Genomic DNA, 21,365 nt, shown 5'->3' with positions numbered 1-21,365 from the left:
TGCCTTTTTTTTTAATTTGATGCATTGAAGCTAATCGAGAGGGTAAAAAATTATACTCCTATTAATTTTATTTAGTTAATCCCTGACTTCTAAGCCATTCTTCACAATCTCGTGTCCAGAACTTGCTGGTATCTTTTATACCCAAACCAAAACCATGTCCGCCTTTTTCATAAATATGCAATTCAGCCGGAACACCATTATTTTTAAGCGCTAAGTAAAAATTGATACTGTTTTCAGGTAAAACGGTTGTATCGTCTGTTGCATGCACCAAAAAAGTTGGCGGAGTTTGTGCGGTTACCCTTTTTTCATTCGAAAACGAATCAAGCAATTCCTGCGACGGATTATTACCCAACAAACTAATTTGTGATCCCTTGTGTGTAATATCATTTTGCATGGATATTACAGGATAAATTAAAAGAGAAAAATCAGGTCTTGCGCTTACTTTCGAAGTCGTTTCATATGTTTTTTCGTCGTAATGCGTAGCCAGTGTAGATGCCAAATGTCCTCCGGCAGAAAACCCTAAAATTCCAATTTTGTTTGCATTAATATTGTATTTTGCAGCATTTTGTCTTACATAACGCACAGCTTCCTGAGCATCTTGCAAAGGCCCAATGTTTTTGTTTTTCATGATCTTATCACTTGGTAATCGGTACTTTACTACAAAAGCTGCAATTCCCAGACTATTGAACCACTCGGCTACTTTAGTTCCTTCCTTATCAATTGCTAAGTGCTGATATCCTCCGCCGGGAAATATGATAACTGCGGCCTGATTGGGTTTACTTGCTGCCGGCAGGAAAATGCTTAAGGTAGGAATGCTGACCAAACTGGTGCTTTGTACTTTTCCGTCCTTGATGCTTTCGTTTTCCTTATAATCCGTTGCCTTAATTTCGTCCGGTATTTTATTCCATAGCGGTACGATTTTATTCTGACCATTAAGCCGGTTGGTGACTCCTGTTAAAACAACAAGAATTATCACGGCTTTTTTTAGGAAAATTTTTTGTGAATTTTTCAATTTTATAATGAATTAGTTAAATAGTATGCTTTTTAGCAAATATTCAAAAATAGAAATTTTAGCCTATTTCTGTATTGGAAAGAACGTTAAAAAGCAGTTTTTATTTTGAGACAGGGTGCAGGGGCGGTAAATGATTTCAGGGTGTTATTTTTGGTACAATTTTACCCCCTAATAAGGACAAATTTCACATGTCTGCTTTTAACAGATATATTGTTTAATGTGTAATTTTGAATAGACTTTTTTGTTCTATATGTTTATTTATTTAGTTAAAATAATTTTTTATATAATATATTTGGAATATAAAGATTAAAAACTATATTTGTGCAATCGATTACATTATTTTAATTTGTTAGATTTGCAAAATTGATTTTTATTGTCTTTTACCTGAGTTAATAAGTAAATTAATAGTGCAGAAAAAAATATCAATTTTATAATTCAATTTTACTATGAACCAACCACCAGACACAGTTATTACCAATCAAGCCAAAAAATCTACAGGAACGTATCGTTGGAGTATTTGTGCTTTACTGTTTTTTGCTACCACAATCAACTATTTAGACAGACAAGTACTTTCGTTGACATGGAGTGATTTTATCGCGCCGGAATTTCATTGGACGAACAATGACTATGGAAATATTACAGCTTTATTCTCGATTTTTTATGCCGTTTCTTTATTATTTGCAGGTCGATTTGTAGATTGGCTGGACACTAAAAAAGGATTTCTGTGGGCTATTGGAATTTGGTCTTTAGGAGCTTGTTTGCATGCTTTTTGCGGTATTGCAACAGCAGGAATTATTACAGGAAATTGGTTTGTAGGTTTTGAAGGTGCAAAAGACGCAATAGATCTGGTACAGGATACAGGATTGGTTATTAATGTAAGTGTTACATTGTTCATATTTGCACGTTTTGTTCTGGCAGTAGGTGAGGCAGGAAACTTTCCGGCCGCTATAAAAACTACAGCAGAATATTTTCCTAAAAAAGACAGGGCATTTTCTACCAGTATTTTTAATGCAGGTGCAACCGTAGGGGCTTTGGCAGCTCCAATATCGATTCCTTTTATTGCGAAATCATTCGGTTGGGAAATGGCTTTTATTATCATTGGGGCATTAGGTTTTGTATGGATGGGATTTTGGGTTTTTATGTATGATAAACCAGAGAGACATCCAAAAGTATCTGCTGCTGAATTAGAATACATTCAACAAGATGATGTTGCTGATAGTAAGTTAGTTGGTTATGTACCGGAAACTACGACAAAAGTATCTTTTGTAGAATGTTTTAAGTACAAACAAACCTGGGCTTTTGCTTTTGGTAAATTTATGACCGATGGTGTGTGGTGGTTCTTTTTGTTCTGGACACCTGCTTATTTAAGCTCAGTTTACGGAATGGATTCTACGCAAGCCGCTTTACCATTGTTTGTTTTATATATGATTACCCTGCTTTCTATAATAGGAGGCTGGCTGCCAACTTATTTTGTAGAAAAGAAAGGAATGAACCCTTACGAAGGAAGAATGAGAGCAATGCTGATTTTTGCGTTCTTTCCATTATTAGCCTTAATTGCGCAGCCTTTAGGTTACATAAGTTACTGGATTCCGGTAATTATCATTGGTATTGCAGGAGCAGCTCACCAATCATGGTCGGCGAATATTTTTACAACTGTAGGAGATATGTTTCCTAAAAAAGCAATTGCTACCATTACAGGAATTGGTGGACTTGCAGGAGGTGTTGGCTCTACCATAATCAATAAAGGTTCAGGATTATTATTTGATCACGCCAAAGAAACCAATATGTCTTTTATGGGCTTTCATGGTATTGAAGCCGGTTATTTTATCATTTTTTCTATCTGTGCCGTATGTTATTTAACAGGTTGGATCGTAATGAAAACTTTAGTTCCTAAATACAGTCCGATTACCGGTATGTAATATTTGGAAAATTTTAATAGTTGAAAATGTGTTTTTTAAAGATAAAAATCTAATTTTGTGCAATCGATTACATTAAATTAAAAATTATGACAAAATATAGTTCAAGATACGCGTCAAGCCCGGAAGCTGTAAAAAAGTATGATACTCAGGAATTAAGAAGTGAATTCTTAATTGATGACTTAATGCAACATGATGAGATTGTTTTAACCTATTCTCATTATGATAGATATATTGCCGGTTCTGCAGTTCCGGTAAAAGGAGATTTAGCATTAGAAAGTATCGACCCGCTTAAAGCTTCTTATTTTTTAGAAAGAAGAGAAATCGGAATTATTAATGTTGGAGGAAGCGGTTCTATTGTAGTAGAAGGAAAAACATACGCATTAGGATTTAAAGATGCTTTGTATATCGGAAGCGGTAATAAAGAAGTAATTTTTAAAAGTGACGACAGCAATAATCCTGCTAAATATTATATCAACTCTGCACCGGCTCATACTACTTACCCAACGGTAAAAGTAAGTTTAGCAGAAGCAAATAAATTAGAATTAGGTACAATGGAAACGGCTAATCACCGCACAGTAAACCAGATGATTATTGGTAGTGTGGTAACAACTTGCCAGTTACAAATGGGAATGACGGAGTTAAGACCTGGAAGTGTGTGGAATACCATGCCGGCTCACGTACACGATCGTAGAATGGAAGTGTATTTCTATTTGGATATTCCGGAAAATCAGGCAGTTTGTCATTTTATGGGACAACCACAAGAAACAAGACATATCTGGATGAACAATCATCAGGCAGTAATTTCTCCACCATGGTCAATTCACTCAGGATCAGGAACCAGTAATTATACTTTTATCTGGGGAATGGCAGGAGAGAATTTAGATTACGGAGATATGGATGTTTGTAAAATAACTGATTTAAGATAACTTAATAACAATTAAATAAAAAATTATGTCAATTAACCTTTTTGATTTAACTGGAAAAATTGCACTTGTTACAGGAGGAGTTCATGGTCTGGGAATGGCTATGGCAAAAGGACTTGGTCAGGCAGGCGCAAAAATTGTAATAAACGATCGCTCATCAAGAGAAACAGTAGATAAGGCAGTTGCAGAATATAAGTCTGTTGGTATTGAAGCATATGGTTATGTATTTGATGTAACTGATGAAGCAGCTGTAATAGAAAATATAAATAAAATCGAAAGCGAAGTTGGTCCAATTGATATCTTGATCAACAATGCGGGAATTATAAAAAGAATTCCTATGATTGAAATGGAAGTAGAGGATTTTGAAGCAGTTATAAAAGTAGATTTAGTAAGTCCTTTTATAGTTTCAAAAACAGTTGCAAAAGGAATGATCGAAAGAAGACAGGGAAAAATTATTAATATCTGTTCGATGATGAGTGAATTGGGTAGAGATTCTGTGAGTGCTTACGCTGCTGCAAAAGGAGGTTTGAAAATGTTAACCAAAAATATGGCAACAGAATGGGCAAAGTTTAATATTCAAACAAACGGAATCGGTCCAGGATATTTTGCTACTAGCCAAACAGCTCCTATTAGAGTAGATGGTCATCCTTTCAACGAATTTATTATCAGCAGAACACCTGCTGCACGTTGGGGAGATCCAGAAGATTTGCAAGGTGCTGCAATCTTCTTATCTTCAAAAGCAAGTGACTTTGTAAACGGACATATCCTTTATGTTGACGGTGGAATTTTAGCTACAATTGGAAAACCATCCAACGAGTAATTCGCAATAATAAAGAAAGAAGAAATGAGCGCAAATCAAACATTCATAAACGATAACTTTTTACTTGAAAATAAATTCGCTGAAGAGTTATATCATAATTACTCAAAAAATCAACCTATAATTGATTACCATAATCATTTGAATCCGCAGTTTATTGCTGAGGATAAGGTTTTTGATAATATAACACAAGTTTGGATAAACGGAGATCATTACAAATGGCGTGCGATGCGTACATTAGGGATCAACGAGCAATTTGTAACAGGAAATGGTTCAGATAAAGATAAGTTCTTAAACTGGGCAAAAACGGTTCCCTATACAATGCGTAATCCTTTGTACCACTGGACGCACTTAGAATTAGCCCGTTATTTTGATATCTATGATTTGCTGAACGAAAAATCAGCAGAGAAAATTTATATCGAAACTACAGAGAAAATTAATTCTCAGGCTTATAGTACGCAAAACTTACTGAAAAAAGTAAATGCTGAATTGGTTTGTACCACAGAAGATCCGATTGATAATTTAGAGTTTCACCAGAAACTGACAAAAAATCCTATCGGAACTAAAATGAGTACAGCTTTCAGACCTGATAAAGCCATCTTAATTTCTAATGATGGTTATAATGCATATCTGGACACATTAGGGGATGTGTCCGGTATTGCAATTAATACTTTTGCTGATTTGCAGGCTGCATTAAGAAAGAGAATTGAATTTTTTAATGCAAATGGCTGCAAATTAAGTGATCACGGTTTAGATCAGATTTATTTTGAAGAATTTACAGAATCTGAAATAAATACTATTTTCAAAAAGAAAAGAGAAAACAGAATTATATCACCGGAAGAAGCTTTAAAATTCCAAAGTGCTGTTTTATTATTCTTATCTGAAACCTATCATGAGTTCGGATGGGTACAGCAGTTTCACTTAGGGGCATTGCGTAATAATAATGCACGTATGCACAGAATTTTAGGACCTGATACAGGATGGGATTCTATTGGAGATTATCCTCAGGCTCAAAAATTATCCAGCTTTTTAAACGCATTAGATAGTAAAGATAAATTGACTAAAACAATCATTTATAACTTAAATCCTGCTGATAACGAAGTAATGGCAACCATGATTGGAAACTTCAATGACGGAAGCGTTCGCGGAAAAGTACAGTTTGGATCAGGATGGTGGTTTTTAGATCAAAAAGACGGAATGACCAAACAATTAAATGCCCTTTCTAACATGGGATTAATTAGTTGTTTCGTAGGAATGCTAACCGATTCAAGAAGCTTCTTGTCTTTTCCAAGACACGAATACTTCAGACGTATTTTATGTAATCTTTTAGGAGACGAAATCAAACGTGGAGAATTACCAAACGATATGGAATGGATAGGGAAATTAGTTTCAGACATTTCATATAACAACGCAAAAGAATATTTCAAGTTCTAAAAATAATTTTACCACTAAGATGTTAAGGAAAATTAAGTTGAATGCTGAATAGAAAATTAAGATTAAAAGTTTTAAAAGAAAGCAAAACGCAGATTTTGCGGATTTAATTTAAGAAATCATTTTAATCTTTTATCCCGATACCTATTGGGATTACTAAAACAAACCATCAAGCTTAATTTTTCTTAATCTCTTAATGGTAAAAAGAAAAGTCTCTTAGTGGTAAAAAAAAAATTACTGGTAAAACAATAAAAAATAATATGAGTAAAGTAGTTGCATTCGGAGAAATTATGTTGCGTCTTTCGACAGAGAGGCATTTACGTTTTTCACAATCTACGGCATTTGGCGCTTCTTACGGAGGAGGCGAATTTAATGTTTGTGTGTCTTTAGTGAATTATGGCGTAAACGCAGAATTTGTAACAAGATTACCTGAGAATGAAATTGGTACTTCGGCATTAAAAGAAATGCGAAAAATGAACGTCGAGTCTAAAAACATAGTTTACGGAGGAGAACGTTTAGGAATTTACTTTCTTGAAACCGGTGCCGGAACACGTGGCAGTAATGTTGTTTATGATCGTGCACATAGTTCGATGGCAACTATTCAAAAAGGTACAATTAATTGGGAGAAAGTCCTGGAAGGTGCAACCTGGTTTCACTGGAGCGGAATTACCCCGGCAATTTCAGAAAGTGCTGCAGAAGCTTGTTTAGAAGCAATTAAAGTAGCGCATAAAAAAGGAATTACCATTTCATGTGACCTGAACTACCGATCAAAATTATGGCAATATGGTAAAACGCCAAGTGATGTTATGCCAGAAATGCTAAAGTATAGCAATGTTATTTTAGGAGATATAGATACGGCGTATTTCATGTTAGGAATACCTAAGGTTAACCCGAATTATCAGGATGAGAAATCACTTCCTGTTTTGTATACGAAACTGTTTGATTTGATTCCGAATTTAAAAACAGTAGCCACTACATTACGTTATTCTGTAAGTGCATCACACCAGAGAATTGGCGGTATTTTATTTGACGGTAAAGCAATTTATAATGCAGCTGTAAAAGAAGTAACGCCGGTTGTAGATAGAGTAGGTAGTGGAGATGCTTTTATGGGTGGATTGATCTACGGGTTGCAGCAATATCAAAATAATAATCAGAGAGCGTTAGACTTTGCAGTAGCGGCTTGTTGTTTGAAACATACCATTGCAGGAGATTATAATCTGGTTACTTTAAAAGAAGTTGAAAATATGATAGATGGAGATGGTTCTGCATTAGTATCAAGATAATTAAGAAAAGATGGCAAAATATTCAAGAATTGAAGTGGCTTTACAAATGAAAGAGAACGGAATGGTTCCGTTGTTTTTTCATTCAGATATAGAAGTAAGCAAGAAAGTGTTAAAGGCATGTTATGATGGTGGTGCGCGATTAATGGAGTTTACCAGCAGAGGTGATTTTGCTCATGAAGTTTTTGGAGCTTTAAACAAATATGCTTTGGCTGAACTGCCGGGAATGATGTTGGGTGTAGGTTCTATAACCGATGCAGCAGCAGCTTCATTGTATATGAGTTTAGGGGCTAATTTTATTGTAACTCCTGTTTTTAGAGAAGATATAGCCATAGCCTGTAATCGACGTAAAGTGCTTTGGTCGCCTGGTTGCGGAACACTTACTGAAATTGCAAGAGCGGAAGAATTAGGATGTGAAATCGTAAAATTATTTCCTGCGGATATTTACGGACCAGAGTTTATAAAAGCTATAAAAGGACCTTGCCCTTGGACGAATATTATGCCAACAGGCGGTGTTTACCCAACCGTAGAAAGTTTGTCATCCTGGTTAAATGCAGGCGCAACTTGTGTGGGATTAGGTTCACAATTAATTTCGAAAGATATATTAGATAAAGAGGATTATGATGGCTTAAAAACGAAAGTAAGCCAGGTTCTTGATATCATCAAAAATATTAAAAATAAATAAGGAGTAATCATACCGATCCTTATTTACAAGCGTTTTTTTAGATTTTAGAGATTGTAATTGAGCATTACACTTGAAAAATAAATTTTGTCATTCCTCACAGCAAAATTTACTTTCCTCACACAAGTGTAATGTTTCTTTTACAATGGAAGATTTAAAAGCTAATAAGGTTTTAATGTGGTTATTTATAACACTTTAAAGATTTAAAATGAAAGAGTTAAACAGAAAAAATACAGGATTAGAAAAATTACAGCCAATAAAAGTAGTTCAGTTTGGAGAAGGAAATTTCCTGAGAGCTTTTGTTGATTACGCATTTCACAAACTAAATAAAGAAGTTGATTTTAATGCCGGTATTGCAATGGTGCAACCTTTGAAAGACGGTATGGTACACCTGATTAACGATCAGGATGGTCTTTATACTTTGTTTATGAATGGTATTAAAAAAGGCGAAAAAATACAGGATATTGAGTTGATCACAAATATTGTAAAAGCTATAAATCCGTATACTGAATTTGCAGATTATTTGGCTTTAGCCAAAGAAGAAGAACTTCAGTTTATTGTTTCAAATACTACTGAAGCCGGAATTGAATTCATCGAAAGTGATACTCCGGATATGCAGCCGCCGGTTTCATTTCCTGCAAAGTTGACGGTTTTATTATATGAAAGATTTAAACATTTCAATGGAGATGCTTCTAAAGCAGTAACCATAATTCCTTGTGAATTGATTGATTATAACTCAGAGACGCTTAAAAAATATATTTTACAATATGTTGATTTATGGAAATTAGAGGATAAATTTAAAACTTGGGTATCAGATGCTTGTACGTATCACAGTACTTTGGTTGACAGAATTGTTCCCGGATATCCAAGAGCTGAAATTGAAGAATACAATAATAAATTAGAGTATAAGGACAATTTAATTGTTGCTGCAGAACCTTTCTTTCTTTGGGCTATTGAAGGTGGCGATGCTTTAAAAGCAAAATTACCTTTTGATAAAACAGATTTGAATGTAAAAATCGTTGATGATATACGTCCTTTTAAAATGATTAAAGTTCGTATTCTAAACGGTGCACACACGGCAATGGTTCCTTTTTCACTATTATATGGTAATAAATTAGTAATGGAAACGGTTAACGGAGATTTTACCGGAAAATTCGTAAACAGCGTTATTAGTGAAATTAGTGAAACGCTTGATATGGACAAAAATGAAATTACAGCTTATTCTGAAGAGGTAATGGACCGATTTAAAAATCCATTTATCAAACATGCGCTGGCTGATATTGCATTAAATTCTATTTCAAAATTCAAAGTAAGAGTTTTGCCTAGTTTATTAGGATATTATCATGCTAATAAAAAATTGCCTGTTAACTTAACTTTTTCATTAGCAAGTTTAATTCAGTTCTACAAAGGAACCTGGAATAACGAAGCATTACCTGTAAAAGATTCTCCGGAGATAGTTGAAGCATTTAACAACGCTTGGCAATTAAAAGATACAGATTTAGTTGTAGCTAAAATATTGGCTAATACTGAATTCTGGGGTGAAGATTTAACTCAGGTAAAAGGTTTATCTGAAGCTTTGGTACTGGCCTTAAATGAAATTGAAGAAAACGGAATAGAAAAAGGTTTTGCTAATTTTAGCAAACAGTATTAATTGGAATAGTTTCTAAAATTCTAAGTTTTCGGGACGCATCTTAGCGACTTAGCACCTTAGAAACTTAGCTACTTTAAAAAAAACGATCATGCAAAAAAAATTAATAAAAGTCAACCCGGCAGATAACGTAATTGTCGCTTTAACCGATTTGGTACAAAACGAACAAATTATATTTGAAGGAACTACCGTTTCGCCAACAACTGATGTTAAAGCAAAACATAAAATCGCAGAGAAAGATTTTGCAATTGGTAATGATATTATAATGTATGGTGTTTTGGTTGGAAAAGCTGCTAAACCTATAAAAAAAGGAGAAGTAATTACCACCGAAAATGTAAAACATCAAAGTGAAAAAGTTTTTGGTAAAAACGGAAATTTAGGTTGGACTCCACCAAATGTAGATCGTTGGAAAGACAAAACTTTCAACGGATACCACCGTACTGATGGACAAGTTGGAACCAAAAACGTTTGGTTGTTTTTTCCATTGGTTTTTTGTGAAAACAAAAATATCGAAAAACTGAAAGATATTTTTGAAAACGAATTAATGCCCAAAAAAGAAGTTTCTTATAAAAATTTGTTACGCTCTTTAATTGAAGAAAAAAGCGTAGAAGAAGTTTCGGATAAAAATTTAAATGAAAATCTTTTAGATAATGTCGAAGTAAAATTTATCAATCATCAAGGTGGTTGTGGAGGGATTCGACAAGATTCAGAATTGTTGGCAAAACTGCTTGCAGGCTATGTGAACAATCCAAATGTTGCAGGTGCAACTGTTTTAAGTTTAGGTTGCCAAAATTTGCAAGTTGATATTTTTAAAAAGGCATTGAAAGAAATGAGTCCGAATAGTGATAAAGAAATTTTGATCTATGAGCAACAACAAATTGGAACTACTGATCAAATGTTTCAAATGGTGATTAAAGATTCTTATGAAGCCATTAAAAGAGCCAACAAAATTGAACGCAAACCTGCTCCTCTTTCAAAGCTAAGTATTGGTTTAGAATGTGGAGGGTCTGACGGATTTTCAGGAATTTCTGCTAATCCGGCATTAGGAATTGTTTCAGATATTTTTGCAGCTTTGGGAGGGAAAACAATTTTGGCAGAGTTTCCGGAATTATGTGGCGTTGAGCAAGAATTGATGAACCGATGTGTGGACGAAGAAAAAGCAGATAAGTTTTTAACTTTAATGAAAGCTTTTGAAAAATCAGTTGTTGATGCAGGTTCAGGGTTTGATATGAATCCATCTCCGGGAAACATCAAAGACGGATTAATTACAGATGCAATGAAATCTGCTGGTGCGGCTAAAAAAGGTGGAACTTCACCTGTTGTAGATGTTTTAGATTACGGAGAATATATTTCAAAACCAGGATTAAATCTTTTAAATACGCCAGGAAATGACGCAGAATGTACCACAGGATTGGTTGGGTCGGGCGCAACAGTTGTTTTATTTACCACAGGTTTAGGAAATCCGATGGGAAATCCGATTGCACCGGTTGTAAAAATTTCTTCGAACACGGCATTAATTAATAGAATGTCTGATATTATCGATGTAAATGCCGGAACGGTGATTACTGGTGAAAAAACCATTACCGAGGTTGGAGCAGAAATAGTAGATTACATTATAGAATTGGCGAGCGGAAACGTGGAAACAAAAGCAGACCAGTTGAAACAAGATGTATTTATTCCTTGGAAAAGAGGAGTTTCGCTTTAATTAAAAGTTAACGATATAACAAAAAGCTCACCTGAACAGTGAGCTTTTTTGTTTTTTGCCATTAAGATATTAAGATAATAAAGCTTTGTGCTTATTGGTTTTTAATTTTTTCTAAGAGAATAAAACTTAATCTTTACTATGAAGATATAAGCTTTGAACTTAATTTTCTTAATATCTTAATGGTAAAAAAAAAGTTCATTATTAAATGAACTTATAGAGTAAAAAAATTATGAGTTAGATCTTGACGACGATTTACGGATGTGTAATTCAGGAGCGAGAACTACCTTTTTTTCAATTTTTATAGTGTCGGTTTTATCTACTTGTTCTAAGAAAACACGTGCTGACATTTTTCCCATTTCCAGTGGTGACTGATCTACTGAAGTAATAGATAATTCCATGAATTTGGTGAAAGGTTCGTTACTGAAACCTGCAACACAAAAATCTTTAGGAATATTAATATTTCTTGATCGTAGCTCTTGAATTGCCCCTAAAGCAGCGAAATCACTGGATGAAAATATAGCATCCGGTGGAGTTTCTAATTGTAATAAAATATCAACTGCGTCTTTTCCTGCATCAACAAAACTTTTAACGGGGATTACATATTCCTCTTTAAATTCCATTCCGTTGTCCAATAAAGCTTGTTTATAGCCTAAAAACCTGTTTTTGAAAATTTCGAGGGATTGATCTCCGGATAAATGAGCAATAGATTTACAGCCTTCGTCAATCAAATGCTTTGTAGTGATATATCCTCCTTTAAAGTCATTGATGGTTACTGAGCTAACGCCATCAATATGTTTGCTTCTGTCAAAAAAGATAAGAGGGACATTTTTTTGTAATACATTATGAAATGCACCATCGTTTTCTCCGGTCACATCGGTAACAGACATTAATATGCCATCTACCTGAGCATCTATTAAGGTATACAAGTTTTCGTTTTCTCTTTTCGTGCTTTCATGAGTCTGGCAAATGATTACCTGATAACCATGAGGATGAAGTTCCTCTTCGATTCCTCTAATGACAGATGCAAAAAAGTTGCTGTCTATACGAGGAACAATAACGCCAATATTATTACTACGTCCGCTTTTTAATGCCAACGCCAGTTTATTTTGCTTATAGTTCATCGAAGCAGCGGTTTTAATAACCAGCTCGCGTGTGCTTTCTTTTATTTTAGGATTGTTGTTTAAAGCCCTTGAAACAGTAGCGGCAGTGATATTCAGTTTTTCAGCAATATCGTAAATAGTTATTTTTTCGCTCATTAAAAAAGGTTTTCAGATTAATCTCAGACAAAAATACATTTTTTTTTATAACGTTACACAAATTGTTATCGATTACCATAATTTATAATTAAAACGTTTTCGGATCAACAATGATAATAAATTATAGGTTTTTTTACATTAAGTGTAATTATATTTCATAATAAAAATTAAATATATAAATTTTTTGCTAATTAATTTGGTGTGTAAGAACTTATTTTATACTTTCGTGTAATCGATTACATATATGTAATGGTTTGAAAGACTAAACAATAAATCCTTCACAAATGTTTGTAAATAAGATTATAGCACTTAGACCTTTTTTAATCTCCAGTATAATGGCTATAACAGTGTTGTCATGTGCAAAGCATGCTACTGTAGTTTCTGATTCAGATCCTTGGAAAAAGATGGAATTAATTATAAAGAGTATTCCTCAGACTCAATTTGCTGATAAAACTTTCAATATAAATGATTTTGGTGCCATAGCTGACGGAAAAACTTCAAATACACTGGCCTTCGAAAAAGCAATTAAGGCATGTGCAGGCAATGGCGGTGGAAGAGTTTTGGTGCCTAATGGAAAATATCTGACAGGTCCTATACATTTAGAAAGTAATGTGAATCTGCATCTAGAAGACAACGCCGAAATTCTTTTCAGTATAAATCCAAAAGATTACCCGATGGTTCATACTTCATGGGAAGGAACCGAACTCATGAATTATTCTCCTCTTATATATGCCAAAAATAAAACCAATGTTGCTATAACAGGAAAAGGAACTCTTAATGGTCAGGCTGATAATACGAATTGGTGGATTTGGTCCGGAGGAAAAGATTATGGCTGGAAGAAAGGAATTCCTTCTCAAAATGATCCTCAAAATCGCGAAGTTTTAATTGAAATGGCCGAAAAAGGTGTTCCGGTTGGGGATCGTATTTTTGGTGAAGGACGTTATTTACGCCCCAATTTTATTGAGTTTTTTGAATGTAACACGGTTTTAGTAAAAGATATTACCGTAATAAATGCTCCGTTTTGGATTTTACATCCCATAAAAACAAATAACATCATTATTGATGGCGTAACAGTAAATAGTCACGGGCCTAATAATGATGGCTGCGATCCTGAATATTCTCAAAATGTACTCATTAAAAACTGCACTTTCAATACTGGTGATGATTGTATTGCTATAAAATCCGGACGCGATGCTGATGGAAGAAGAGTGGCCATACCAAGTAAAAACATCATTGTTCAGAATTGTAAAATGATCGATGGTCATGGCGGAGTGGTCATGGGAAGTGAAATTTCGGCTGGTGTAAATAATGTTTTTGTAGAGAATTGTGTAATGGACAGTCCTAATCTGGATCGTGCAATTCGTATTAAAACCAATTCAAAAAGAGGAGGAATTGTAGAGGATATCTATGTGAGAAATCTTGAAGTGGGAACTGTAAAAGAATGTGTTTTGCGTGTAACGATGTTCTATAACGTATACGGTTCTCAAACAGGAAATTTTATACCTACAGTACGAAATATAAATCTTGAAAATATAACCGTAAAAAACGGCGGGAAATACGGAGTTTGGGCCGAAGGATATGAGGAATCTCCTGTCGAGAATATTACGCTAAAAAATGTAGTAATAGCCAAAGTAGGGGAACCTTACTTATTGAAAAATGTAAAGAATATCAATTTTATAAATACAAATGCGAATGAAAAAAGAGTAGAAACGATTAAAAATTAAAAACTATCAATTTAACCAAAACTATTTAACCAAACTATGAATTTTAAACAATTATCGAAGAAAAAAATAAAATACAATCTTGTATTTTTATTTTTCCTGAATTTCCTGTTGAGTACTACAATCTACGCTCAATCTACTGTGGTAGAAGGGAAAATTACAGATGCTGCAGGATTATCACTACCAGGTGTAAATGTCCAGGAGAAAGGAACTAAAAATGGTACCTCTACAGATTTTGAGGGAAGTTTTAAAATTAATGTAACCAGTAATAAAGCAATTTTAGTAATTAGCTATCTGGGTTTTCAAACACAAGAAGTTAGCGTTGCCGGAAAATCTAAAGTAAACGTAAGTCTTTCTGAACAATCGAACTCACTTAATGAAGTTGTTGTCGTTGGGTACGGTACGGCAAAGAAAACAGATTTAACAGGTGCAATTAATACTTTATCTGCCGCAAAAATTACCGAAAGAAATGTAACCAACCCTATGGAAGCTATTCAGGGAGGAATTGCAGGGGTTCAGGTAACTTCGAATTCAGGTCGTATTGGTGATGGTTTTAATGTCATTATTAGAGGTGCAAACTCCATTAATAAAGACGGTTCTAAACCTCTTTTTGTTGTCGATGGTGTGCCTACCGATAATATTGACTTTTTGAATCCACAGGATATCGCCAGAATGGACGTTTTGAAAGATGCTTCGTCTGCGGCAATTTACGGTTCCAGAGGAGGAAGTGGAGTTATTATCGTTACCACTAAAAGTGGAACAAATGCAAAGTCAGGAGTAACAGTTTCATTCGACAGTTCGTACGGTAATAAACAAGCGGTAAGATTACCTAAATTAATGAGCCCGGAAAAATGGTGGTATTACCATCAATCTGCATTTTTAGCGACTACGATTTCAACTTCAAATCCAACTTATAATGATATCGACGCAGCAGAACTAGAAACTGCTGTAGGTCAGGCGGGTTCTAATCCTCTTTTGTTTCAGAGAGTAGTAAAAAACAAAACTTACAATTGGCAGGACGGTATTCTTAAAGGAGGTATGACGCAGAATAACTATTTAAATGTTTCTGGTCGAGCTGATAACGGATTATCTTATAATGTAGGTTTGGGAGTACAAAAAGAAACAGGAGTTATTGATAATGAAGGTATTGATAAGTACAACTTTAAAGCAGGTTTGAATCATAAAGTAAATGATAAAATCTCATTTGGTGTAAACCTTACCATTTCTAAAACAAGTGAGCAGTTAGGAAGCCCAACTGCAATGCAGGAAGCTTTTAGGCAAAATCCATTTACTTCACCTTGGGCAATTGATGCAGCCGGTAACGACATTGTAGGTACTTATGCGCAACAGCCAGGTACATTAAAATATCCAAACGGAACATCTGCCATTAATAAAACAGGATCTTATAATCCGTTTTTAGAAATCGCTAATTCTTCTGATGAAATTGAAAGATTCACCACAATCGGTAACGTATTTGCAGAATACAAAGTGAATAGCTGGTTATCTTTTAAATCTACTTTTTCAGCAGGGAAAATGGATGCGAGAGAAGGAAGATCATTCGGTGCGCAAACAGATTTTGGACTTAAAAATAAAAGTTTGCCATCTGGTGACGTAACCAATGTGCAAAACTTTAATTATACCTGGGACAACCAGTTTAATATCAATTATACATTAGCAAAGGATCATGTTTTTAGTTTCTTAGGACTTCAGAGTTTTTATTCTAATACCACAGAAACTTATTTTGCAGCATCAAGAGAAAATCCTTTCGAAACCAGTTTTTATAATTTAGGATCGGGAGCTCAGTCTACTTATACCCTGACTCCGGGAAGTGGTACAATTGCGATAATACCTTCAGGAGCATTTGTCCCTTATTCTAAAAACACATTAGAATCGTATGCAGCTCGTTTTAATTATGCATACAAAGGACGTTATTTATTGACAGCTTCGGTAAGGTATGATGGAGCATCTGTATTATCAGAAGGCAATAAATGGACTTCATTTCCTTCGGTTGCTTTGGGGTGGAACATTCATGAAGAGTCATTTATGAAGAGCGTAAGTTTTATTTCTAATTTTAAACTAAGAGGAAGTATTGGATATACAGGAAATAATAATGTTAAACCTTATTCAAGTTTAAGTCTTTTAAAAACACCTGTTTATTATGATTTTAATGGTACGGTTGCAAATGGTTTTACAGCATCCAATTTAGCTAATACCGATTTAACTTGGGAAAAAACAAAAGAAGTGAATTTAGGTTTGGATTTTGGATTTTTTAATAATAGAGTTTCAGGTAGCGTTGATGTGTACGACAGAAAGTCCGAGTCTTTATTATTTCAACAAGCACTTCCTTTAGAAATAGGTGTTCCTATTGTTACGGCAAATGTTGGCTCTGTAAGCAATAAAGGTGTTGAAGTTGGTTTGGTTACTAAAAATATTCAAACTAAAAACGTTTCTTGGGAAACAAGCTTCACCTTTACTAAAAACGTAAATAAATTAGAGTCTATTTATGGACAAGATAAAGTTGATGATGTTGGAAACAACTTATTTATTGGTGAAAATGTTCACTCTTATTACAATTTTGTTTTTGATGGTGTATGGCAGGAAAATGAGGCTGCTAAAGCACTTTCTTACGGTCAGAAACCAGGTGAGGCAAGAGTAAAAGATTTGAATAATGACGGTAAAATAGATGCCAATAATGACAGAGCTATTTTAGGAAACTATGATCCTAAATGGTCAGGAAGTTTTTCTACGACATTAAAAGTAAAACAATTTGATTTATCATTGTCTTTAATCACCAATCAGGGAATGACTGTGTTTAGCGGATTCCACGATAATTTTGCTGATGTTACAGATAGAGGCCGTCAAAAATTAGATCTTGGTGACTGGTATGTTCCGGCAAACGGAGCAGGCCTTCCTTCTCAATATTCTAATACAAATCCGTTGCCACGTGGAGCAGGAGTTTATTATGATACTAACAACGTAGCGTTTTATAAAGATGCATCGTTTGTAAAAGTTCAAAACATTGCTTTAGGATATAGTTTTGATCAGGACTTAGTTAGTAAGTTAAAAATTAAAAGTTTAAGATTATATGTTAATGTCTTAAATCCTTTTGTATTTACGGATTATGAAGGATATGACCCTGAATGGGCAACTGCAGCTTTAGCAGTTAACCGCGTGTCTACAATGACGGTTCAGATGGGATTAAGTTTAAAATTTTAAATTAAAGAAAAATGAAAAAATTAATAATAGTTATAGCACTTCTGGCAACGACACTACATTCTTGTTCAGATTTTATTGAAGAAGAAAATCTTGCTTTTGGTTCAGCAGAACAATATTTTCTTACCTCTGCCGGGTTTGAATCATTGGTAAATACAAATTATTCAACCTTAAAAGATATTTATGGTGGTGATCCGTGGTTGTTTGAAGCAGGTACAGATATGTATTCTGAAGGAAGAAATCAGGAACCTGAAGGATTAGCCAAATATTTAACTTTATCCTCATCATCTGCAGGAGTTGATTTATTGTACAGAACTTGTTATATGGCCATTCAACAAGCCAATAAAGGGATTTATTATTCGACCCTTACAGAAAAAACAAGTACACTGGATACTAGAGTTGGTGAACTTAAATTTTTAAGAGCAAATGCTTATTTTCTTTTGGTTCAGACTTACGGAGGTGTGCCAATTGTATTAGATAATATCAATACAGCAGTAACCTCTTTTGACAGAAACACAGCAGAAGAAGTATATACTCAGATTTTTAAAGATCTTAACGAAGCCCTTCCGGCAGTTGCTGCAGGTGCCTACACAGGAAGAGTGAATAAAAGAGCGGTTCAGGATTTATTGGCAAAAGTGTATTTGACTAAAGGTTACGAAACTTTTGGAACACCAACAGATTTTACAACGGCAGCAACTTTGGCAGATCAGGCAATTGCAGGTCAGGCATTAAATGTATCTTTTGAAGATGTGGTAAAACCAGGCAATGAAATGAATGCTGAGACAGTATTTTCGGTTCAGTTTTCTTCAGCTTCTAATGCAACTGGAACAACTTCTCTTGGGAATTCTCAAAATTATTGGTTTGGCCCTTATTTAGGAGCTGCAGCTGCAGGAAATCCTTATCCTAACAGAAGTTATACACTTTGCCCTACTGTTTACGCTATTTCATTATATGAAAAAGGAGATAAACGTTGGGAAAGTACTTTTATGACAGAAATCTTTGCGAGATATTACGATTTGTATAGTACAACAGCAGATAAATCAGCTTCAAAAGTGACTCATTTCTATGAGCCAAAATGGTTTACTCCGACAGAAAGAGCTGCATATATTGCTTCTCATTCTAGTTTAGGAAAAATTACAGCTCCTTCAACAGTACCGGCAGGTTATCATATTTGGGGATCTTATTCTTCATCAGCTCCTTCAGGAGGAGATTATAATCTTATTCCGGTTAGAAAATTTGATGATCCTAGTGCTCCATATAGCGGCGCTACAAGTGCCAACTACAATACAACGCCAATTACTGCTGCTACAAACAGAAGCAGTACACGTGATTTTATTATTGCAAGACTTGGGGAAACTTATTTAGTTGCTGCCGAAGCTTATTTTAAAGCAGGTCAGCCTACACTTGCATTAGCACGTTTAAACGAAGTAAGAAGAAGAGCAGGTGGTGGTGTAGTAGGAGCAATTCCGGTAGTAACCACTATTGATATTAACACAATATTAGACGAAAGAGGAAGAGAGTTATTAGGAGAATACCACCGTTGGTTCGATTTAAAACGTACAGGAACATTAGTTGACAGAACTGTTTTGTACAATCCTAAAGTTACTAGTACAGCAGCTTTTGCAGGACAAAATGGTCAACAGAAAATTTTAAGACCAATACCACAATCTGCATTAGATTTAAATAGAAATAAAGATTTCCCTCAAAATCCGGCTTATTAAAAATCTGGTGTAATTAGTAATTTAAAAATTTTTGAGGTTTTGTTTTTTTGAAGAAGTTAGGAGGAGTTCGATCATGAATCGGACTCCTTTCTTAACGAAATAATAGTTCGCTTGAAATGAAAAGAATGTTGTTGGTATTATTGTTTGTTTGTCAGGGTATTATAGCACAAGGTTATAGTATTGATACGTCATATACCGTAAAAAGTACTTATGTCAAACTAATTAAGAAATATCCTTTTATAAAAATTGCCGAAGCAAATAAAGGAGAAGATGATGTTCAGATCGAGAATATAGTGTATTACAAGGAAAAAAACCGGGCATTACATTTAGATGCCTTTTTTAATAAAAAGGAAAAAAATAATCCAGGCGTAATCATGATTCATGGAGGCGGATGGAAATCAGGAAATAAAAATCAAATGCAGGTTTTAGCACAGGAAATAACTTCAAAAGGGTATTCTTGTTTTGCAATTGAATACAGATTATCGCTCGAGGCAAAATATCCGCAGGCGATTTATGATGTAAAAAACGCGATTAAATTTATAAAAGATAATGCAAAGAGATTTCATGTAGATCCAGACAAAATTGCGGTTTTAGGATGCTCCTCAGGAGGCCAAATGGCAGCTTTGATTGGTACAACAAATAGAGATTTAGTTTTTGAAGAGGCAAAATACAAGAGTAAGTCTTCTTCGAAAGTACAGGCAATTATCGATATAGATGGAATATTGGCTTTTAAACATCCCGAATCAGAAGAAGGAGAAATGGCCGCTTTTTGGTTGAACGGAACTTATGAGGAAAATCCGGAAAACTGGAAACAAGCGTCGGCATTAAGTCATGTTGATAAAAATACACCGCCAACACTGTTTATCAACAGCAGTTTTGACCGGTTTCATGCAGGGCGAGATGATATGATTGCGATTTTAAATCAAAATAAGATTTATAATGAAGTCAAAACAATCAAAAATTCACCTCATTCCTTTTGGTTTTTTCAGCCTTGGTTGGACGAAACAGTAGAATATACCACACAATTTTTAAACAGAATATTCAAATAATTTATAATAAAATGAAAACAAAGATCACATTAGCAACCTTATTTTTAGTTGGAGTTACAGCGGTTAATGCTCAAAAATACGACATTAAAACAGCGAAAACATATGCCGAAATATCTGCCAAGACTGATGGGAAATGGGAAGGACGTAAATATATTGGAGGAACTGTTTTTAAAAATGTCGACCGACTAAAATTAGCTCCGGAACATACAGATCATTCCTTTGATATTCGTTACGAAGGCCCGGGCTGGGAGAGTAACCGCATTGGATATCGTTTGTATCTGGACTGGAGAAATGCCATTGATATTTTTGGAAAGAAAACTTCAGCAAACATTTTGCCATTAGTAGGTCAGGATAATTTTGATTCATATCATGAGATGAGCGATTGGGGTGCAGATATTCTTAAAGCCGGAAAAGGAATCGGAATTGGGTCTATCGATCGTTATTTAAATGATGAAAAATTACACTTCCGTGAAGTAGACTCAACCATTGCAATTGTGGTAAACAAAACGAACGAATCTGGTGTAAAAGTGAATTACTACGGATGGAAAACGGCTTCTGATAAAATCGATTTTACATCGGTTTTAACCATTAAACCAGATCAGCTTTATACGCAACACACGATTCAGGCATCAAAAGAAATTAAAGGAATTTGTACCGGAATTGTAAAGCAAAAAAATGCTGACTTACTTAAAAAAGAAAGTAAAAATAAAAAATGGGCTTATTTAGCTACTTATGGTGAGCAATCATTAGTTCCGGATAAGTTAGGAATGGCTATTTTTTATCAAACCAATACAATCGAAAATGTTGCTGATACCACTTTAGATTACCTTTTGGTTTTTAAACCTACTACAAAAGCAACTTCTTTTTACTTTTTAGGCGCCTGGGAACAAGAGCCTAACGGAATTAAATCAAAAGAAGAATTCGTAAAGTATTTAGATCAAAAACTAGAAGTGCTGAACAAAAAAGGTAAAATGTAGTTTTGAAGAAA

At 34.5% G+C, this 21,365-nt stretch carries 15 protein-coding genes; 13 read left to right on the top strand and 2 right to left on the bottom strand.

Annotation, left to right across the window (positions count from 1 at the left end):
• Nucleotides 1–67: 67 nt before the first annotated feature.
• Complete coding sequence (locus tag ACIDC4_RS23160; protein ID WP_412043543.1) at nt 68–976, bottom strand: alpha/beta hydrolase; 909 nt, start codon at nt 974–976, stop codon at nt 68–70.
• Between the two features lie 482 nt (nt 977–1,458).
• Between ACIDC4_RS23160 and ACIDC4_RS23155 the strand changes: the two genes are divergently transcribed.
• From ACIDC4_RS23155 to ACIDC4_RS23120, 8 genes are all read left to right on the top strand, one after another.
• Nucleotides 1,459–2,931 carry an MFS transporter gene (locus ACIDC4_RS23155; RefSeq protein ID WP_412043544.1) on the top strand — a complete coding sequence of 491 codons (1,473 nt, stop codon included), beginning with the start codon at nt 1,459–1,461 and terminating at the stop codon, nt 2,929–2,931.
• A gap of 86 nt (nt 2,932–3,017) precedes the next feature.
• Nucleotides 3,018–3,857: a 5-dehydro-4-deoxy-D-glucuronate isomerase gene (kduI, locus tag ACIDC4_RS23150; RefSeq protein WP_412043545.1), complete on the top strand. Its 840-nt coding sequence runs from the start codon at nt 3,018–3,020 to the stop codon at nt 3,855–3,857.
• 25 nt (nt 3,858–3,882) lie between these two features.
• Complete coding sequence (locus tag ACIDC4_RS23145; protein WP_412043546.1) at nt 3,883–4,674, top strand: gluconate 5-dehydrogenase; 792 nt, start codon at nt 3,883–3,885, stop codon at nt 4,672–4,674.
• A gap of 24 nt (nt 4,675–4,698) precedes the next feature.
• Nucleotides 4,699–6,105, top strand: coding sequence for a glucuronate isomerase (gene uxaC, locus ACIDC4_RS23140; protein ID WP_412043547.1), 1,407 nt, complete (start codon nt 4,699–4,701; stop codon nt 6,103–6,105).
• 257 nt (nt 6,106–6,362) lie between these two features.
• A complete protein-coding gene (locus ACIDC4_RS23135) occupies nt 6,363–7,385 on the top strand; it encodes a PfkB family carbohydrate kinase (RefSeq protein ID WP_412043548.1) in 1,023 nt (340 codons plus the stop codon).
• A 10-nt stretch (nt 7,386–7,395) separates the two neighbouring features.
• Complete coding sequence (locus ACIDC4_RS23130) at nt 7,396–8,067, top strand: bifunctional 4-hydroxy-2-oxoglutarate aldolase/2-dehydro-3-deoxy-phosphogluconate aldolase (RefSeq protein WP_230039419.1); 672 nt, start codon at nt 7,396–7,398, stop codon at nt 8,065–8,067.
• 205 nt (nt 8,068–8,272) lie between these two features.
• A complete protein-coding gene (locus ACIDC4_RS23125) occupies nt 8,273–9,715 on the top strand; it encodes a tagaturonate reductase (RefSeq protein ID WP_412043549.1) in 1,443 nt (480 codons plus the stop codon).
• Between the two features lie 88 nt (nt 9,716–9,803).
• The gene (locus ACIDC4_RS23120; protein ID WP_412043550.1) at nt 9,804–11,417 is read left to right on the top strand and encodes a UxaA family hydrolase; all 1,614 of its coding nucleotides are present in this window, start codon (nt 9,804–9,806) and stop codon (nt 11,415–11,417) included.
• Nucleotides 11,418–11,644: 227 nt separating this feature from the next.
• Here the strand turns inward: ACIDC4_RS23120 and ACIDC4_RS23115 are convergent, their stop codons facing one another.
• Nucleotides 11,645–12,673: a LacI family DNA-binding transcriptional regulator gene (locus ACIDC4_RS23115; RefSeq protein ID WP_412043551.1), complete on the bottom strand. Its 1,029-nt coding sequence runs from the start codon at nt 12,671–12,673 to the stop codon at nt 11,645–11,647.
• A 335-nt stretch (nt 12,674–13,008) separates the two neighbouring features.
• On the opposite strand from ACIDC4_RS23115, the gene ACIDC4_RS23110 reads away from it, so the two are divergent.
• From ACIDC4_RS23110 to ACIDC4_RS23090, 5 genes are all read left to right on the top strand, one after another.
• Entirely contained in the window at nt 13,009–14,397 is a 1,389-nt protein-coding gene (locus ACIDC4_RS23110; protein WP_230039415.1) for a glycoside hydrolase family 28 protein, read from the top strand.
• Nucleotides 14,398–14,433: 36 nt separating this feature from the next.
• Nucleotides 14,434–17,610, top strand: a complete 3,177-nt coding sequence (locus tag ACIDC4_RS23105) for a SusC/RagA family TonB-linked outer membrane protein (protein ID WP_412043553.1) — start codon at nt 14,434–14,436, stop codon at nt 17,608–17,610.
• Between the two features lie 11 nt (nt 17,611–17,621).
• Nucleotides 17,622–19,328, top strand: a complete 1,707-nt coding sequence (locus ACIDC4_RS23100) for a RagB/SusD family nutrient uptake outer membrane protein (RefSeq protein ID WP_412043554.1) — start codon at nt 17,622–17,624, stop codon at nt 19,326–19,328.
• Between the two features lie 116 nt (nt 19,329–19,444).
• Complete coding sequence (locus tag ACIDC4_RS23095; protein ID WP_412043555.1) at nt 19,445–20,377, top strand: alpha/beta hydrolase fold domain-containing protein; 933 nt, start codon at nt 19,445–19,447, stop codon at nt 20,375–20,377.
• 11 nt (nt 20,378–20,388) lie between these two features.
• The gene (locus ACIDC4_RS23090; RefSeq protein WP_412043556.1) at nt 20,389–21,354 is read left to right on the top strand and encodes a DUF4861 family protein; all 966 of its coding nucleotides are present in this window, start codon (nt 20,389–20,391) and stop codon (nt 21,352–21,354) included.
• Nucleotides 21,355–21,365: the final 11 nt, after the last annotated feature.

This window comes from Flavobacterium sp. C3NV, from assembly GCF_046825355.2.
Classification (GTDB): Bacteria; Bacteroidota; Bacteroidia; order Flavobacteriales; family Flavobacteriaceae; genus Flavobacterium.
The sequence above is the reverse complement of the archived record's forward strand: the minus strand, read 5'-3'. Positions and strand labels throughout refer to the sequence as shown.

Bases quoted from the DNA above. Each gene is read 5' to 3' on its own strand.
- ACIDC4_RS23100 (WP_412043554.1), top strand. From the start codon at position 17,622: ATGAAAAAATTAATAATAGTTATAGCACTTCTGGCAACGACACTACAT.
- ACIDC4_RS23155 (WP_412043544.1), top strand. From the start codon at position 1,459: ATGAACCAACCACCAGACACAGTTATTACCAATCAAGCCAAAAAATCT.
- ACIDC4_RS23130 (WP_230039419.1), top strand. From the start codon at position 7,396: ATGGCAAAATATTCAAGAATTGAAGTGGCTTTACAAATGAAAGAGAAC.
- uxaC (WP_412043547.1), top strand. From the start codon at position 4,699: ATGAGCGCAAATCAAACATTCATAAACGATAACTTTTTACTTGAAAAT.
- ACIDC4_RS23115 (WP_412043551.1), bottom strand. From the start codon at position 12,673: ATGAGCGAAAAAATAACTATTTACGATATTGCTGAAAAACTGAATATC.
- ACIDC4_RS23135 (WP_412043548.1), top strand. From the start codon at position 6,363: ATGAGTAAAGTAGTTGCATTCGGAGAAATTATGTTGCGTCTTTCGACA.
- ACIDC4_RS23125 (WP_412043549.1), top strand. From the start codon at position 8,273: ATGAAAGAGTTAAACAGAAAAAATACAGGATTAGAAAAATTACAGCCA.
- ACIDC4_RS23105 (WP_412043553.1), top strand. From the start codon at position 14,434: ATGAATTTTAAACAATTATCGAAGAAAAAAATAAAATACAATCTTGTA.
- ACIDC4_RS23145 (WP_412043546.1), top strand. From the start codon at position 3,883: ATGTCAATTAACCTTTTTGATTTAACTGGAAAAATTGCACTTGTTACA.
- kduI (WP_412043545.1), top strand. From the start codon at position 3,018: ATGACAAAATATAGTTCAAGATACGCGTCAAGCCCGGAAGCTGTAAAA.
- ACIDC4_RS23095 (WP_412043555.1), top strand. From the start codon at position 19,445: ATGAAAAGAATGTTGTTGGTATTATTGTTTGTTTGTCAGGGTATTATA.
- ACIDC4_RS23090 (WP_412043556.1), top strand. From the start codon at position 20,389: ATGAAAACAAAGATCACATTAGCAACCTTATTTTTAGTTGGAGTTACA.
- ACIDC4_RS23120 (WP_412043550.1), top strand. From the start codon at position 9,804: ATGCAAAAAAAATTAATAAAAGTCAACCCGGCAGATAACGTAATTGTC.
- ACIDC4_RS23110 (WP_230039415.1), top strand. From the start codon at position 13,009: ATGGCTATAACAGTGTTGTCATGTGCAAAGCATGCTACTGTAGTTTCT.